At 54.2% G+C, this 18,365-nt stretch carries 8 protein-coding genes; 3 read left to right on the top strand and 5 right to left on the bottom strand.

The window, feature by feature from the left end; all coding sequences use genetic code 11:
* Positions 1–207: 207 nt before the first annotated feature.
* On the bottom strand, positions 208–3,696 hold the full coding sequence (locus SV7mr_RS22055; RefSeq protein ID WP_419187758.1) for an efflux RND transporter permease subunit: 3,489 nt from the start codon (positions 3,694–3,696) through the stop codon (positions 208–210).
* Positions 3,697–3,701: 5 nt separating this feature from the next.
* Positions 3,702–4,844, bottom strand: coding sequence for an efflux RND transporter periplasmic adaptor subunit (locus tag SV7mr_RS22050; RefSeq protein WP_419187757.1), 1,143 nt, complete (start codon positions 4,842–4,844; stop codon positions 3,702–3,704).
* 793 nt (positions 4,845–5,637) lie between these two features.
* On the opposite strand from SV7mr_RS22050, the gene SV7mr_RS22045 reads away from it, so the two are divergent.
* On the top strand, positions 5,638–6,723 hold the full coding sequence (locus SV7mr_RS22045; protein WP_419187756.1) for a transposase: 1,086 nt from the start codon (positions 5,638–5,640) through the stop codon (positions 6,721–6,723).
* Between the two features lie 551 nt (positions 6,724–7,274).
* Here the strand turns inward: SV7mr_RS22045 and SV7mr_RS22040 are convergent.
* The 3 genes from SV7mr_RS22040 to SV7mr_RS22030 form a co-directional block, all read right to left on the bottom strand.
* Positions 7,275–8,384 (bottom strand): alkene reductase, encoded by a 1,110-nt coding sequence (locus SV7mr_RS22040; RefSeq protein ID WP_145276755.1) that lies wholly within the window; start codon positions 8,382–8,384, stop codon positions 7,275–7,277.
* 293 nt (positions 8,385–8,677) lie between these two features.
* Positions 8,678–10,006 (bottom strand): tetratricopeptide repeat protein, encoded by a 1,329-nt coding sequence (locus tag SV7mr_RS22035; protein WP_419187755.1) that lies wholly within the window; start codon positions 10,004–10,006, stop codon positions 8,678–8,680.
* Between the two features lie 375 nt (positions 10,007–10,381).
* The gene (locus tag SV7mr_RS22030; RefSeq protein WP_419187754.1) at positions 10,382–12,868 is read right to left on the bottom strand and encodes a CehA/McbA family metallohydrolase; all 2,487 of its coding nucleotides are present in this window, start codon (positions 12,866–12,868) and stop codon (positions 10,382–10,384) included.
* 558 nt (positions 12,869–13,426) lie between these two features.
* Here SV7mr_RS22030 and SV7mr_RS22025 point away from each other — a divergent pair.
* Together SV7mr_RS22025 and SV7mr_RS22020 are read left to right on the top strand one after the other, a co-directional pair.
* Positions 13,427–14,971, top strand: a complete 1,545-nt coding sequence (locus SV7mr_RS22025; RefSeq protein WP_145276747.1) for a Gfo/Idh/MocA family protein — start codon at positions 13,427–13,429, stop codon at positions 14,969–14,971.
* A 121-nt stretch (positions 14,972–15,092) separates the two neighbouring features.
* Positions 15,093–18,365 (top strand): DUF1553 domain-containing protein, encoded by a 3,273-nt coding sequence (locus SV7mr_RS22020; protein ID WP_419187753.1) that lies wholly within the window; start codon positions 15,093–15,095, stop codon positions 18,363–18,365.

Here is an 18,365-nt window from a genome sequence, read left to right as displayed (position 1 = left end):
GCATCCATCATAACCGATTCTTTCGAATTGTGTTCCAAGGCCGTGTGTGGCCAGGAGATTCTCTTCGATTGCAGCGTGATCGCCTCAAGTCTCGTCGGACTGCGGGGAAGTGATCGCAAATTCTCGGCCAGCCTTGATGCCCGTGGACCTCGCCGGTTGGTGGCTCTAGGCAGGCAAAGCAGCTTGGCTTGTTGATGGGGGCTTGGTTTAATCGGCGATGGAAATCGCTTCGTTTACCTCCCATTCTGGGGACAGGTTCAGTAGCCGGCGTAGGTTCATTAGCAAGACAAAGACCACGGGAACCAGGATCAATGTAAAGCACGTCGAAACCAGCATGCCGCCTAGGAAGACAATGCCTAGGCCACGGTAAAGCTCGCTGCCAGCGCCTGGCATGACGACCAGCGGCAGCAAGCCCAAGACGGTGGTCAACGTCGTGATGCAGATGGGGCGAATTCGTGTTCGGACACTTAGCGGCACAGCTTCAATCGGGGTCAGGCGTTCTTGACGCATCAAGACCAGGGATTGGTGCACGATCAAAATCGCATTATTCACAACGGTACCAATCAAGATGATGAAGCCCAGCATCGTCAAGACATCAAGTGACTGTTTGACAAATAAATTCATCAGTGACAGGCCAATGATGCCTCCAACAGCGCCTAAGGGAACACTGAAAATCACCACCAGCGGATACAGCCATGATTCAAAAAGGGCAGCCATCAGGAGGTAAGTGATGAGCAAAGCCAGAAGGAAGTTAAACTGCAATGCGTCCCATGCTTGCCGCAGTTTGTCCGCCGTGCCAGAGAGAGCAATGAAGTACTCGCTGCCAACGGTGCCATCTTCAACTAGCGGTGCAACAATTTGCCGATCGACCAATTCCATGGCAGCTTCCAGCGGCATGTCGTCCGGCGGAGTGACTTCCACCGTGATCGATCGCAGTCGTTCGCGGCGCTGGATCTGTTCGGGGCCACTGCCTAACTCGGCATTTGCTACGGCAGAGAGGGGGATGATTTGTCCGGTGTTGGTGGTGACCGGGGCCATCATGAGTTGTTCGCGATCAGCAGGTGATTGATGGCTTGACAGAATGGTCAGGTCAATCTTGTCGCCGCCGACGTAGTAGTCGCCAGCATAAGCGCCATCCACCAGAGCATTGATCACGTAGCCCAATGATGTGGTGTCAATGCCGAGTTCAGACGAAGCTAACAGGTCGGGTGAAATGTGAATCTCGGGGCTTGCGATCTGTAAGCTTGGCTGCGCGGACGCTTGTGCGCCTGGCATCAGTTCTTCGACATCGTCAATCACTTCGCTGGCGATCTGAATCATCCGTTCGAGTTTCGGACCGGAGATCTCGATGTCGATCGTTCGTCCTCCTGATAGCCCGCGGCCGAAGAGGCTGGACTGCGCCGCCATGATTCGAATGTCAGGGTCGCCGCCGGCGGCTTGGCGTATCATTGGGATCAATTCTTTGACACGATTCTCGTCGCGGGCGCGAAATCCCATGAACAGACTGCGCTGCCTGATGACGCAAAAGTAATAATCAATCGCCGGTTTGTCGCTGCCGTCAGTAGGTCCCTTGTTCGCATCAACGTCCCAGTACGGTCGCATGCGTGACTCGACGCGGGCGCCGACTTCAGAGAGTTCATCAATGCTGCTGCCTGATGGGACGGAGAATCGAGCAAAAACAAAATTGCGATTGCCTGTTGGAAGGTATTCAACTTTTGGCCAGAGCAGATAGCTGATTCCTACCGAGAGTCCAGTCATCAATGCGATGGTTGTGATGGAGCGTGCACTCGAACGTAAGATCCAACTGTTCAGTCTGACAATCGCATTCACAGTCCTGGAGGCACAGCCGAGGATGAGTTGCTCGATCCGAGATTGTGGGCGATTGCCGGAGGCCAGCGTTTGATTGCCATTGTCGTCGCTCGGTCGCCTGGCGCGAGCTTGCAAGAGTCGTGCCGAAGCCGTTGGGATGACCGTGAAGGAAACAAGCATTGAGAACGCGATCCCGCAACTGATTGCCAGCGCAATGTCACGGAACAGTTGGCCAGCGGTCGCTTGCACGAAGATGACCGGCAGAAAAACAGCGATCGTTGTCAGCGTTGAGGCAACGATTGCGCCGGCAACCTCCTTCACTCCGTTGGACGCCGCAGTGAGAGCTGGTTCGCCGAGTTGTCGCCGCCTGGCGATGTTTTCTAAGACGACGACAGCATTGTCGACTAGCATTCCAACGGCGAACGCCATGCCAGCGAGCGAAATCACATTGAGTGATCGTCCCAGTAACGTCATGCAGAGAAAGGCTCCGCAGATACTGATTGGAATTGCAATCGCAGCAACTAGCGAGCCACGTGCGATCAGGAAGCCAGTGCCGAGAATCAACGCCAAGGTTAGCAGGTAAAACCAAGGCGACAGATAGATCGAGGCCATTGAGGTCACGATAAGTGCTATTCCAGCCAGCAGGGTGCCGCGACTGAAGTGCAGGAAAAGCATAAGGACCATGATCGTGATCGCACTGCCAACGAGCATGTTTCGAACGACCAATTCAATTGCGGATTCGATATAGGCTGTTTCGTCATAGTACTGGAACAGTTCTAGGCCTTCTCGTTTGAGGAATCCGTTGTTCAGTTCTCGCTCGGCTTCACGAAGTCCTTTCATCACTTGCAAGACGTTGGCCCCTGTGATTCGACTCACGCCGATCCCGATGCTTTCAGTCCCATAGCGTCGCGAAATGCTGTCGCGTTTCTTGTAGCCGAGGCGAACTTCTGCGATGTCCTTGACATAGACACGAGTTGCCTCTTCAGCGAACAGGAGTTGCTGCTTGACGTCTTCCGGGGATCGGAACTGTCCCAGTGTTCGAATGATCCAGGTTCGTTTCCCTTGATTGATGTCGCCGGCGGTGCTGTCACTGTTTTGACGGTTCAGCGTTTGGCGAACTTGGTCGATGGTGATTTGTCGCGCAGCAAGTTTGGCCGGATCGACAATGACTTGCAGTTCCTGTTCGCGTCCGCCACTGGCTTCGGCGTTAGAGACGCCAGCGACTCTTTCAAGTCGAGGTTCAACAAAGTCTTCGGAAAACTTTCGTAGTCGTTCTAAGTCGGTTGGTGGTGGGCGCAGGGATTCCAGTTCAGGGTAATCATCGAGATGTTGGTTCAGGCAATTCTGCAGTCGGAAAACTCGCAGCGCGGAATTGCTTGCCTGTCGAACGGGTTCCAGCAGTGAGGCCACGCGAGGATGTCGCTGTTGAAAGGACGCGATCTCGTCGGCCGATGGTGGTCTTGGAGTGAGTGCAAATCGCGCGATGGGGCGATCTCCAATGTTCGAAGCTTCGATCACTGGTTCACGGGCATCGAGCGGGTACTCGCGGACTTGTTGCAGTCGTGTGTTGACCCGCGATAAGGCATCGTCAATATTCGTACCAAGCTCGAATTCAAGGACCACTTCTGAAGCGCCCACGCGACAGGTGGATGACATCTTGACAAGGCCTTCGGCGCCTTGAAGTTGCTCCTCTTGTTCGATGACGATTTCACGCTCGATTTCTTGCGGGCTTGCTCCGGGCCAGGAAGTGTCAATCGTTAGGACGGGATTTTCAACTTCTGGTACAAGCTGTTTGGGGATCATCCCAAGGGACAGCGTTCCGAACAGAGCAGTGAGAATCGCCCCGACATACACTTTGACGGGGTTCTGAATCAGCCAGTCAAACACACAATTCAATCGTCTTTAACGATTGCCTCCACTTGGGAGCCGTCGAGCAATGTCTGATTGCCACGTGTGACGACAAGATCTCCGGACTTGATGGCGGAATGATCGCTAGTGCGGATCATCACCCACTGTCCGATTGATACCCCGGGAGTAACTGGGACGCGACGGACGTGACCTGTTACAGATTTCGAGGCATCGGATGAAGTCTGTGGGGTTAGCACAAAGACCGAAAGAGATTGGTTGTCTAGAACTAACGCATCCAACGGGACGAAGGTGCCTTTGGCTTTTGTTCCCAGAGGCAATTCGACGTTGACGGTCATGCCTGACATCAAGGCTGGAGAGTCCTTGGAAATCTGGTTCTTTGCCTTGATGAGAACTGGAAAGGTTCTCGAACGCGGGTCTGCGGCAGGCACGATTCGTTCGATGGTTCCCAGTAAGATTCGAGGTGAGTTGCCTCTGCTTTGGATACTGACCGACTGATTGGTTTGCAGATTGGCAATGTTGTCAGCAGGAACGGGAACTTCGATCTCCACGGTGTCCAGGTCGATTAGCGAAACAGCTGCATCGCCTGACGTAACCCAGGCGCCGGCTTCAATGAATTCTTCAACGATGTAGCCATCGAACGGAGCTGTCACTTTGTGCTTGGTGAGTCGATCTTCTAGTAATCTGACCTGTTCGGTTTGCAGGTCAACGCTTGCTTTTGCTTGACCGACCTGTTCGACGCGCGGGCCCGCTTTGATTCGGTCGTAAGCGATTGAGGCGGCTTGGTGTAGTTGTTCCAGTGAGTTGGCCTCGGCATGAGCGACATCAAGTTCATCAACAGAAGCCGCACCTGATTCGGTGAGCGTTTTTAGGCGTTTAAGTTGATTCGCCGCTTTCTGAGAGAGTGCAGCGGCTGAGTCGCGTCGTGCCATCGCTTCAGCAATCTCTTCAGGTCTTGACCCGGTTTCGAGCTCCTTTAGTCGTTGCTGGACGAGACGCAATTGTGCTCTTGCAGCTGCGATTTCAATTTGGATGACTTCGGTGCGTAGTGCGGCAATGATGTTGCCTGACGAAACGCGCGTCCCGCGTTTGGCTTGTAGTGATTGGACGCGTCCCGGAAGTGAGAATCCGATCGTTGTCGAGCGACTCGGATTGACCGTGCCCAACATGGTCGTGGACCGGTTTGCTTCAAGCTCCTTCGCAACAGCGGTGGTGACCGTCTTTACGGATGCTGTTTCCGGGGGCGCCGCGGTCAATGAGCCGTGATCATGCGGGAATGCAAAGAGAGTACCGAAGACGGCGAGGAGTAGACCCACGAGGGTGCCGCTTCTGATTTGGGGGCGGTGAGGGTGACGCGAGAGGTCTGTCACGGGATGCTATCTAGGTGGGGAGGGGCTCTGGCGCGTGATGACTCCGGCCGTCAATCTGTGGTGGTCGGACGGCCTGCTTGCAAGTCTTTGGGGCAGAGTTCATGAGGGGCGATGGGGCTTACATGGTAGTCGAGAAGACAAGTTGCGTCCATTGATTTGCTCTGGTGATGGTTGGGTGGCATGATGGCCGATCAGGTCTGGCTTGTCCTTTTGTGTCGGGGCGGCGTACTGTTGCTGTTGCGTTTGGTGGTTGCTGGTGAGCGAGGGATTTGTATTCTGGCGGTCTTTTGGGGAGGTGGCGTAAGGCAATGAGCAATCGGTTTGGCAGTTTAGCGGGGATGGTTGTGGTTTGGTGTTTCAGTGAACTGACGTTCGGCGTTTTCTTTGTCAAAGGCCATTGGTTCTTCCATTGCTAGCATGCTGAGATAAGTTTCGAAGGAATTGGTGAAGGTTCTTGACAGGTAAGTCCTGTTTTGAGTTAATAGAGGCCCTCTCTTTTCAGGGTGTGAAGATCCGCCCTTTGATTAAACGCATGGTACTGGCAGGTACGCGTGGCTTGGTCCTGCTGCTTTTCCTTAGGAACCTTGCGTTTATGTGTCGTGACCCTCGTTCAGAGGTGCTCGATCCTCATCAGGTCGAAGCGGTGCACCTCTATAATCGGACCATTGATGGCCTTTATCTCCTAGGCAAAAATCCAGACACCGGCGAGGACTTTTCCTATCGCCAGGGTTGGCTGGTGGACAAAATGAACCAGCTGTTTGCACACCTGTGCATTGAACTGCTCAGCTATGGCGTGCTGTCGAATCACTATCACCTCAACGTTCGCACTCGGCCCGACATTGCTGCGTCTTTGACCGATCGCCAGGTGGCCGAGCGTTGGCTGAGTGCGTTGTCAGGTCAGCCGGACAAGGACGGGAATTTCAAGCAGCCCTCTGAGCAGGCTATCGAGATGTTGATGGCCAACAAGGAGAAGCTGGAGAAGTGCCGAACTGAGTTGAGTGATTGTTCGCACTTGATGAAGCAACTCAATCAGTACCTTGCTCAGCGGGCGAATTACGAAGACGGTCGACGTGGGAGTTTTTGGGCTGGGCGTTATGGATCGACTCGGTTGGTCGATGATGCGGCTTTGTTGGCGTGCACGGTCTACATCGACTTGAATCGGATTCGAGCGGGTCTTGATAAGCCATTTGACCAGCATAGCAGTGGGGCGTTGGGGCACCGGATCACAGAGGTCTTGCGAGCGCAGTACGAAGCGGATCAGGCTCAGGCGGAGGCGTTGGCTCGTCGGCACCGCTTTGATTTGCGAGAGAAGGGTGCGGATCGTTGCCGGGTGTTATCGAAGTTGGAGCTTGACGAGGCGCAAGATGCGGTAGGTTCGGCGCCGAGTCGATCGGGGAAGCGTTGTAGCGACAAGGGGTTCTTGCCGATCAGCTTTGAGCGTTACATGGAGTTATTGAAATGGACGCTGGGGATGCATGAGGACGGCGAGATTGAGCTTCCTGCGGCGCTCAGGTTTTCCAAGTTACCGGCGAAGGCTTGGTTATCGATGGCGAACCGATTTGGCGCGTTGTTTGGGAGTGTTGCCGGTTCGTTGGACTCGATGTCAGAGGAGCGGAAGCATGTGAGCGGAGATGCCTATTTCATCCGCAAGCAGGCTCGCGTGGTGTTGCAGATTTGAATCGCAGTTAGACGGAAGCCCCTATCGGTGGTGGCCGCCGATTACCTGTCATCTTTTTCAAGCTTTCAGAGAGCTTGCGGGCTAGGGTTGTGCGCACAAAGTGAGCAATTAGCGCGGAACTTGGTGGATTGGCTTCGAATGGAGTGGGATAGCGAAGTCCGATTCGCATAGTATCTCGCCTGCCTTGGCTAGGCTGCCTAATCTTCCGCCTGCGTCATTACTCACTGGGGACACACCCTCTCTCGCTGGGGACACACCCTACTCACTGGGGACACACCCTCTCTCGCTGGGGACACACCCTGGGAAGGCACCCCCAACGGGGACACACCCTTCCAGAGTCGATTCCCTGCAGGGACAGACCCTGTGGGGAGACCCTGTGGGGAGACCCTGTGGGGAGACCCGACAAGGGTTGGCAAGGCAGTTCCGAACGAGTTGCGTACCCACTTCGCCAGAACGAATGACACTCCTAAAACGGTTTTGTCAGGCTAAGCGAATAGGCTGGCTCAAGGTGCCCTGGTGAAAGAGCAGTTTCAGACTCTCAGGGCATTCGCTCAATGGGCCGACGCTTCGTCTTCATAGAATGGAAAGTCGGTGTAGCCAGTCGCTCCGGTAGGTGAGTACCAGTCTCTGACATCAGCTTCCGGATTGAGGGGTAAGCTGTCGCGAAAACGTCGTATCAGATCGGGATTGCTAATGAAGGGGCGGCCAAACGAAATCAGATCTGCATCGCCACTAACAATCGCTGCTTCTGCTGTCTCTTGAGTGTACCCGCAATTGCCCATCAGGGGCGCTGAAAACACTTCTCGGAATTCTTTCAAAGTCATGGCATCACCCAGTTGATGGAATCCAAAGCCTAGTCCATCCATTACATGGAGATAACAAAGCTTGTACTCGTTCAATTTCTCCGCCGCATAAAAAAACTGCTCGCGATAGTCAGGCGAACCCATGTCGTTGAACGATCCGTTCGGGCTTAGTCGAACTCCGATCCGATTAGCTGGGTAAATCGTTCCAACCGCCTCAACGATCTCTGTCAAAAGACGCGTCCGGTTCGCTTTGCTGCCACCGTACTGATCGGTGCGATGGTTGGTCTTGCTCTGCAGAAATGTATCAAGCAGGTAACCATTGGCGCTGTGTATTTCGACACCGTCAAAGCCAGCTTCTTGAGCTCTTTTAGCCGCTTTCTGATAGTCTTCAATCAGTCCTGGAATCTCATCCAGTTCAAGGGCCCGAGGGGTCTCTGGCCGTTGCTTGCCAAGCGGAGTGTGCAGGTAATCGGTTTCAGACTGAATCGCCGATGGGGCCACAGTAAGCTCGCCCTGGTGATAACTGCTGTGCGAAGCCCGGCCACAGTGCCAGAGTTGCATGAAAATCTTCCCCCCCGCCTCGTGGACTCCTCGAACCACAGATCTCCAACCGCTTGTCATCGCATCGGTGTAGATGCCTGGCGAATCAACCCAGCCGATGCCCTGCTCAGAAATCACGGTCGCCTCGCTGATGATTAAGCCGGCGCTAGCACGCTGTGCATAGTACTCTGCCATGATCGCATTGGGGACACGTTCCGGTCCAGACCTAGCTCGTGTCAGAGGCGCCAACACAGCACGATTGTCCAATTGCAGGTCATGCAGTCGATAGGTGGACAAAAGGTGTGAATGAATCGTCATCAGGAAATGTCCATGAATGAGGGCTGGAAAGTGGCTATTGTTCAATCTCTGCAGTGTGCTCTCTTATGCATCTCGCGTGTGGGAACTGCAATGCAGAACTCTCTTCGCGAACAGGAAGCCGCAGATTCTGGTCGGCAAAGCGATAAGCGTTCTCAATGCCGTGCTAACTGCAAAGTCTGCGTCAACGAACACAACAAACACCCGGAAACAAACGATAGATCTTGGGCAATTCGGCGCGAATCAGTCAGCCCCGCAAGTCCAAAGTGTTGGCCAACCGTCGCGTCTTTTCTAGATTACATGACTGCTTGTTTTTGGGCCAGAATGACCATTCCATCGACTGGCTTCTTACCCTCAGTCCTGAGGCACTCGATATCGTTGCAATGGAGCCTCAATCCCGAGTCGCGAAGACATGTTTCGATGTATTGCTTGTCGTGGCTGTATCGGCCATGAGGGTTTAAGCGAAATCCACCTGGGGCCAAATCTGCTTCAACATGCTCCAATGTAAAGGTGAGCCAGCCGGCTGGCTTCAATGCTTTCGCAGCCGCCTGAATCACATCACTCAGGTCACCGAAGTAGATCATCGTATCTGAGGAGACGATTAGATCATAAGTGTTGCCATGATCTTGCATGTGTTGCAGTAAGTCCGCAGCATGCAGTTCATCGTATTCTTTCCTTGCTCTGGCACGAGCAAGCATTTTGGGAGAGAGATCGACGCCCACAAGCTGCTTTGAGTAAGGGCGTAAGGCATAGGCGCATAACCCCGTGCCACATCCAGCATCAAGGACGCAGAGACTTTTGTCAGGATCCGGCAGGGATCTTTCTAATCGATCAGCGATTAATGCCGGCGCTTGATAGTCCAGTCGCCCGAGCACGTCGTCAAAGCTAGCAGCGAAGGAGTCGAACGAGTCAATGACGAAGTCAACGGAGCAGCGATCAGGTACCGATTCACCTTCGCAGGCTGCTAGCATGTGCGCCGCAACTGCGTTATCAGGTTCCTTTTCCAGCCACTTGCGATACACTGACGTCGCTTCTTCGATTCGCCCAATGGCATACAGGCCGCGCCCGACACTCAAGTGCCCTTCGGCATGATTGGGTGCGATCTCAATCACCTTTCGGTAACAGAGCAACGCCTGCTCGTTTTGCCCTAATTCCTTATAGGCGTTCCCAAGGTTGTAGTGATAGCTATAAACGTTGCCATCCAATTCAATGGCGAGTTTAAAGTATTCCAGCGCTTCTTGCGTTTTACGCTGCGCACGAAGTACAACTCCTAAGTTGCTATGAGCGTCAGCGTTCTTAGGTAGCGCTTGGATGACTTTCTTGTATTCTCGTTCCGCTTCTTTGATGCGGCCAGACTCTTTGAAAATGTTTCCTAGGTTCAGACGCGCGGACCAGTAACTGGGATTGATCACTAACGCTTTGCCAATCAGCGTGCTTGCTTCCAGAGAATTGCCCTGCTGGTGTCGTAGCACCCCAAGGAAGTGTAGTGCATCCGCGTTGTTGGGAGACAGCTTGAGAACATGTTGGTAAAGCGTTTCAGCTTGCTCCCGATCCCCTTGTTGATGAAGCGTGATTGCCATCGAAAGAACCTCGGCAATGGTTGTTTCTTGTGGTGCGCTCGCCATGGAGGTGGTTCTCGTGGTTTCCTGGATCGAAGTTTGGCACTCAGCATGCCAATTCCCTGCTTGGCAGCCTGTCTTTGCCCGGCCATCGAAGCATATTGAAGGCATCTGTGCAATGCTAGTGCAGGCTTTTCGGCAGTTCCGCCCACAGCTGAAATGCAGTTCCACACCCCGCTAAGGGACGCTTGTCACCGAGAGCGATCGACGATCGCTGCAATTTAGCGACTCATCTTAACCGTCCGCCCCTATCAGAAGAATGCTCACAGGCTGGAGAATGAATCGGTGCGTTGCTGTGAAAGGCCGGTTCATGCTGGACCAGACTTCGGCTGCGAGCCAAGGCGTAAGCTGTCCTGGATTGCTAACGGCCAGAGCAATCGCTCAGTGCGGCAATGGCAGCCCCAGTTCATCTTTGTTGGCTTGGAAGCCGTTGCCGTCCAGGTCAACGAAAATCGGGTTGCTGACGGCAACCGGTGGAATCTTGCCATAGCGCGGCCCCATCACTTTCTCCATGGTCAGGCCTTCCCCAATCGTCGCCACAATAAGATGTGCGTCTTCCTTTAGTGTGACGGGGCTGTTGGCGGTGAATTTGACGACATCGTCGCTACCGCCGAACATGTCTGCGTGTTTGGCACGTGTCCAATTCAGTTCAGGTGACATCCGTCCATTGATCAACACTTGAACGCGATTGATGTCTAGCCAGTTCGGGCACTGGACGGAGATATGCAGCGTGACTTCACCCTTCTTTGCATTGATGTCGTCACCAGGAAGGGCAATTTTGTCTTGTGCCTTGGAAGTTGCTTTCACTGAAAGGTACGGTCCAGTAGACATGATGATGTGCCCAGCTTCGGCGACATTGACCATCTCTGCAGTGTCAATGCTGGCTGGGTCATCGGTCGTGCTAGGGAACCAGTTGCGTAACCAGCCGCTGCCATGATGGTTGTAGTGTGCGTCAGTGTTGACGACGCCAGGGATTCGATAGCCTTGATTGAGCAGTTGCATCCACTGAAAAATCTTGGTCTGGTTGACTCGCAGTTTTTTCGGATTGGAGACAACATCTTCAAAGATGGTTTGCAAGGGATGAACTTCGATGACATCGGCCCAGTTGAGCATCTTGCGGAAGCCGGCGTCTGGTTTTCCATCAAGATCCAGGTCCCCATAGACTTGGTGGAGGTTCGGGTGGTTCATCTGCACGAGCTTGTCGGAACCTTCGTCCCACATGGCAAGGCGTTCGATCTGCACAACCGGATTGGAATGAACGTGAGGTCCGCCGCCATTTTGAGTATGTGGATGGTGATGCAATGGGAACGCGTTTTGGTGGTTCACAGGAAGCGGCTGACCGGTCACTTCCATCCCTGTGCAGGTTGCCATTAGATTTTGCCGTCCCATTGCTGTGAGATGAGGCTCATAGCTGCTGATTCGCGCATGTTCCGTGCACGGTGCGAATTCCAAGTTTTCACAAAGCAGGTTTTCAACGCGGCCGTATTGGTCCGACGTGTTGTCTCCTGACGGGCTGCTGTGGCTGTGCATTTCACTGCTAACCCAACCTTTGGAATCAATGACGCGAGGAAGTGTGATCTTAAACTCTCTCAGTTCATGGGCCGTGACCGTGAACTCTTTGATTGCCATGTTGTATTCGGGGCCGCGGCTAAAGAAGACTTGGTAATTGCCCGGTTCCAATCCTGCAATCATCTTGCCTGAAACGGCATAAACGCAGTTCTCTACAAAAGTTCGTGTGCTATTGGGGCCAAAGTCTGGGTTGTCGCCATCTTGTCGATAGACGGTTGCTTTGACGGGGATCAAGGTCCCGTCCTGGTCGGTGACATGAGCGACGAAGCCGCCAACTTTAGGCAATTCAAATTTAATGTTTTGCGCAGTGCTGCCAACGGTGATGCGTCGTTTGCTCGATCCACGCCCCAGTACTGTTGCTGTGACGTCGTACGTTCCCGGTTGCAAGCGACTGTGTGCCGTGCCGCTATCATCTGAAAGGATTTCCATCGCTGGTGAATCGTCACCAGCTGGTTTGATCGCAAACGTGGCTCGATTGACCGCTGCAAAGCCCTCGGTCTTGCGATCGATTGGGGTCGCGGAGAAGGTCTGCATGGTCGCTTTGCCTTGCGATGCAGCTTGCAAGTCCAGCAAGTTGGTCGCGGGGTGCAGTTGGACGCTCCAGTGAACGCGTTCATCGTTTGACTTGATTTGGCTGCCCGCATACTTCAGTTGGTAGGGGCGTCCTGATTTCCAGGTGGGTGCAGTTTCGGAGGCTGGTACCGCAAACCCGATGGCTTGGCGGAAGAAGGCGTCGGCACAATGTGCGGTGTTGCCGGTTGAGTTGAACTTAAACGTATTGTCGGCGCGCACGCCATCGTAGGCCGGGATCATGCCAGCGGCTTTGCCTTCAATGATCACGTGTGCGGTAACAAACGCGTCGCCATCACGAAGTTCGTATCGAACGAGCGCCGTGGTTTCGCTGGGGATCAAGGTGCGTGAGGAACGGCATTCCCAGAAAACCGCGTCACCTCGTTTTCCACTGCGGATCAGTTTTGGATCTTGAAAAAGGTAGCGACCAGCGGTTGGTAGGTAGGCACTCAGTTGGTCATTGGAGGGGTCTTGCAGCGACAGGTCCAAGATCGCGGCACCGACCTTTCGAATCGTCAGGTTGGCATCTCGGCCGGAGACGGGATTTGCGATGATCAAGGAAATCTGATCGTTTTGCAGCCAGTAGTCTCCATAGATCCAATCCAGTTCTTTGCCTTTCATGGCTGGACGATGGTTCTCGTCAATCACCTGTATGTCGGCAGCGAATGTTTGCGCCCGACCCAGGCAGAGAGCTGTTAGCAAGACCGTTCCCACGATCAGGCCGTGCATCTTGCAGCTAGCGGAGGGGGCACTAGAAGCCGGGTTTAAGAGTCGCGTTTGGCGATTGTTCATAGGTCGTGGAGGGGCAGGAGTGGAGGGACGCCGGGTGGTGTTGGGCTGGCCTTTTGTCGCATCAACGAGTTTAGCAGAAATTTTGGCATTCGTTTCCATTGCGGCCTGTGATCGCTTTTGCGGTCACTCGTCGCAGTCCAATCGCTTCCAGCCACTGCGTCGACGAATTGATCTCGCAGGGGAAGTGAAGTCGTGTTTTTTGGCGGGGATTGCACGGCAGTCGCCCAGGAATTTGACTACACTATGGGAACTACAGCCAGCGCGCAGACGGAACGCAAATTCGCGTCGTTTGTCGAGCGGTAGCCCGCCCCAATGCTCCCACCGAATCGTTTCGCCATTCTGGCTTGCTGCAGCAAGGAAATGTTGTTTCGATGAGCACCATCCACTGAACGATCGTGCGTCAGCGTTAATGGCCATGATTGTCGGTGAGCGCCTCCCCGGCCAAAATCGTGAGGAGCGATCAGATTCCCCAAGTCTATTCCGGAGTTGTTATCCATGCGCCAGATTTCACGTCGTCAGTTTAACGTTGCCTCCGCCGCAGCGGTTTCAGTCGCCTATGGAGTGCATCGCAGTGGTTCGGCCGCCGCACAACCGGGCCCCAATGAGAAGCTGGGAGTTGTGGTTGCAGGATTGAATGGACGTGGTCAATCCCACGTCGATGGATTTCATCATGATCCCCGCTGTGAGATCCGGGCCGTGGTGGACGTGGATTCGGATGTCGCGGAACGAGCCGCAACATCGGTTCAACGCAAACAAGGCAGTCGTCCCAAGGTTTACACCAATGTCACCGATGCATTAGGTGACGCAAGCTTAGACATTGTTACTGTTGCTACGCCCAATCACTGGCACGCTCTGATCGGTGTCTGGGCAATGCAGGCTGGCAAAGACGTCTACGTCGAAAAGCCGATTAGCCATAACGTGCACGAGGGTCGGGCTTTGGTTGCCGCCGCCAAAAAATATGGCCGCATGTTCCAGACCGGTACACAGTGCCGAAGCAGCAAAGGTGTGCAGCAGTTGATTGAGTTTGTGCACTCTGGCGGGATTGGTGAGGTCAAGCTGGCTCGTGGTTTGTGCTACAAACGTCGCAAATCGATTGGCGCCCTGGGTGATTACAAAGTCCCCGGCGTGGTCGATTACGATTTGTGGAGTGGGCCGGCTGCCTTTACCGAGCCCAAACTCACGCGTCCACGTTTCCACTATGATTGGCATTGGCAGCGACATTATGGTAACGGGGACAGCGGGAACCAGGGGCCGCACCAGACCGATGTCGCCCGTTGGGGATTGGGGCTCGAACGCCACCCCAATTCCATTCTGACCTACGCTGGACGACTAGGCTATCAAGCAGAGCGCAAAGATCCCAGCTATGTCGATGCGGGCGATACCGCCAACACTCAGGTTTCGGTCTATGACTATGGCGATAAGACCATTGTGTTCGAGACGCGCGGTCTAGAGATCAACAATGGAGCTGACGAAGAGATTTACAAGCTGTTTGGCAGCAGCAAGGGCAATAAGATCGGCGTGGTCTTTTACGGTACCGAAGGTTATGCCATTCAAGGGCCCAGTTACGATGGCGGGACTGTCTTCGACAAGAAGATGAATAAGATCAAAGAGTTTCGGCACAGCAACAAAACCGATGGTGTGCTGAACCATGTTCACATGAGCAATCTTGTCAATGCGGTGATTTCACGCGACCCTGCTGGCTTGCATGCCGACGCAACTTGTGGCCACTTGTCCGCTTCAATCGCACACCTTGGCAACACGTCCTATTACCTGGGGCAAGAGAATCGCGTTGCTCCGGAGCAGATTGCGAACGCATTGGGCGAGTTTTCGTCTGCCGATGATGATCAGGCCACGTTGCAGCGAACGCTGCAGCATCTGCGTGATAACGGCGTTGATCCTGCCAAGGATCAATTGTCCTTGGGGCCTGTGTTAAAGTTTGATCCCGAGGCGGAGCGATACATCGACAATCAGGCAGCCAATGCAATGTTGTCACGCGAATACCGCGACGGTTACGAAGTTCCAGTCGCCAAGGATGTCTGATGTGATCAGTGAGTGGAGTGAGCATGGCTGAGGAATGCTGTGTGTTTTTGCGTCGACCGGTCGCATGCGTGTCGTCGCAAGTCTTGGTTCTGAATTGAATTTGTTGGCTACAAAAGGTTTGATGGTGAAAGTCAAAGTGAACACGTGGCGTTCGATTGCCGGCTTGAGAAAAGCGTTGGCAGTGATGGCACTGACCGGTGCGCCAGTCCTGTTGGGAGAAATGTTGTCGGCGGCCGAGCCCGGCGAGTCCGCTGCCAAGGGATCGGTTGATTTCAATCGTGACATTCGGCCGATTCTCTCGGACAAGTGCTTTTTATGTCATGGTCCGGCGGAGTCGACTCGGGAAGCCGAGTTGCGACTGGACAAACGAGAGGACGCGGTCGACGCTGGCGCGTTCGAGCCTGGCGATGCCGAGGCAAGTGAGCTGATCGTTCGTGTTTTGACTGACGATCCAGACTCGATCATGCCGCCGCCAGGCTCCAACAAGCAGTTGACCGATCGAGAGAAGCAGTTGCTGCAGGACTGGGTCAATCAAGGGGCTGCCTATGCCGATCACTGGTCCTTCGTGCCGGCCAAGATGGCCGCAGGAAAAGTCACTGGCAATCCCGTGGATCACTTCGTTCGTAAACGCTTGGCTGCGACCGGGCTGAAGCCTTCGCCCGCGGCAGATCTACGCACGTTGATTCGCCGTGTCTCTCTTGACTTGACTGGCTTGCCGCCAACGACTGATCAAGTTGAAGCGTTTTTGGCCGCGGCAAAACAGCATGGGCGTGACGTTGCATACGAAACGCTGGTGGATGAACTGTTGTCGTCACCAGCTTATGGCGAACGGATGGCAGTGGCTTGGATGGATGCTGCTCGTTATGGTGACACGAGTGTGATGCACGCCGATGGACCTCGCGACATGTGGCCCTGGCGGGACTGGGTGATCAATGCGTACAACAAGAACATGCCCTTCGATCAATTCACCATCGAGCAAATCGCCGGTGACTTGATCCCAGAGGCGACGATGGAACAAAAGGTGGCATCAGGATTCAATCGGAATCATGCGACCAGTGACGAAGGCGGCGCTTTCGCGGAAGAATTGCGAGTGGAGTACGTGGTCGATCGCGTGCAAACAACCTCCACGGTTTGGCTGGGGCTGACCATGGAATGTGGTCAGTGCCACGACCATAAATATGACCCGATCTCGCAAAACGAATACTACCAGTTCTTCGCCTATTTCAATAACACTGCAGATCCGGGGATGCAAACGCGCAACGGCAATCAGTCCCCGGTTGTGGAAGTCTTTGATCAAGAGCGACAAGAAAAACTGGCCGGCCTGAATCAGCAAGTGGAAGATCGCCAGAAAGGGCTCGATCAGTATCCGGCAACGATTGGCGATCAGTTTGCTCAGTGGCTTGAGAAGCATGGCAAGCAGGAGGAGGCCCTGTCTAAGGAGGCCCCGTCTGAGGAGGCTCTGTCTGATGAGCCAAGCGAACCAGTCGCTGATCCTACTGCAGGGCTGGCATGCTGGCTGCCGATGCGAGATCTGAAAGGCAATCGCCGCGTTGATTACGTGACTGGGCAAGTTTTGCAAACGGTTTCTGGTAAGCCACAGGTGGCCAAGCGAGGTGAATCTGAAGATCAGGCTTTGAAGCTTGATGGACGCACTCGGTTGGAGTGGTCGCAGCAGTCACCCCAGTTGTCACATGACAAGCCTTGGACGACGTCTGCTTGGATCAAGTGGGACGGCAAGTCCTCTGGTGCGGTGTTCTCCAAAATGGACGTTGGCAATGGTTACCGCGGCTATGATTTGTGGATTCAGGGTTCCGGGATTGGGACTCACTTCATCAATCAGTGGCCGAGTAACGCCATCAAGGTGGTTTCCAAGGGTGGCTTGGTCAAAGACAAATGGCAGCACGTTGTTGTCACGTATGACGGTTCAATGAAAGCTGCTGGAGTCGCCATCTACATCGATGGTGAGTCGGCTGAAGGTGCCGTTGAGGCCGACACGTTGACCGGTACCACTCACACCGACACCGCGTTTCGCCTGGCTGCTCGATCGACTGGAGGCAACTGGTCTGGCGAAGTCGATGACATTCGGCTTTATGAACGAGCCTTGAGTGCGGACGAAGTCGGGCTCGCACAACAACCGATCAAGGACTTCTTGCTTGCGTCTGCTGCTGATCAGCGAACCGAGTTGCAAACGTCGATTCTGCGTAGCGAGTACTTGCAGCATCATGACGGCGAGTATCAAAAACTGGTCGATCAGTTTGCGGGTCTGGTCAAGCAACGTGATGGCTTGATCCAGAAAAAGACGACGTCGATGATCATGCAAGACAATCCCGCCAATCGCATGCGGATGACCTACATTCTGGAACGGGGTCAGTACGATTCACCCAAGAAAGAGAAAGCGATTGAACCGGGAGTGCCAGCCGCTTTGCCGGCCTTGCCAGAGGGTGCACCCGCTAACCGACTCGGTTTAGCACAGTGGTTGACAATGCCGGAGCATCCGTTGACCTCACGCGTCGCAGTGAATCGTCATTGGACGATGTTATTTGGTGAAGGTTTGGTGCGGACGGTGAGTGACTTCGGTGCACAGGGCACGCCACCATCACATCCCGAACTGCTGGACTATCTGGCGGTTGACTTCGTGGATTCGGGCTGGGACGTCAAGCGAATGATTCGCCAAATGGTGCTTTCGCAAACGTATCAGCAAAGCTCTCGAGTGCTGCCGGCTCACTTGGAAGACGACCCGCAAAACATCTGGCTTGCACGCAGTCCGCGGTTCCGGTTGCAGGGTGAATTCATTCGCGATCAGGCCTTGTCAATCAGTGGTTTGTTGACTGACAGCGTGGGCGGGCCAGGCGTCAAGCCGTACCAGCCACCAAACATTTGGAACGAAGTGAGTCTCAATGGTGGGCTTCGTTACCGAATGGACGATGGCGACAAGCTTTACCGTAAGTCCATGTACACGTACTGGAAACGCAGTGCGCCGATGCCCAACATGATGATCTTTGATGCACCGTCGCGTGAAAAGTGCGTGGTGCAGCGAGCGCGAACCAACACGCCCTTGCAGGCGTTGGTCACGTTGAATGATCCTCAGTTTGTGGAAGCAGCGCGGGGGCTGGCTGAACGTTTGATTGCTCACAGTGACGCTGATGAAAAACGATTCGATTATGCGTTCCAATTGGCGACCAGTCGGCCAGCAACTGAAAAAGATTTGGCAGTGTTGGCCCAGTTGCTTGAGCAACAGCGTCAGCGGTTTGCTAAGTCCAAGGACTTGGCGGAAGAATTTTTGAAGGTCGGGAGCTCTCAGCGAGACAACACGATCGATCCTGTTGAGCATGCGGCATGGACCGTGATCGCTCAGATCATTCTGAACTTGGATGAAACTTTGTGCCGAGGTTAA

Origin of the sequence: Stieleria bergensis (genome assembly GCA_007745635.1) — a bacterium.
In the GTDB taxonomy this organism is placed as follows: domain Bacteria; phylum Planctomycetota; class Planctomycetia; order Pirellulales; family Pirellulaceae; genus Stieleria; species Stieleria bergensis.
The sequence above is the reverse complement of the archived record's forward strand: the minus strand, read 5'-3'. Positions and strand labels throughout refer to the sequence as shown.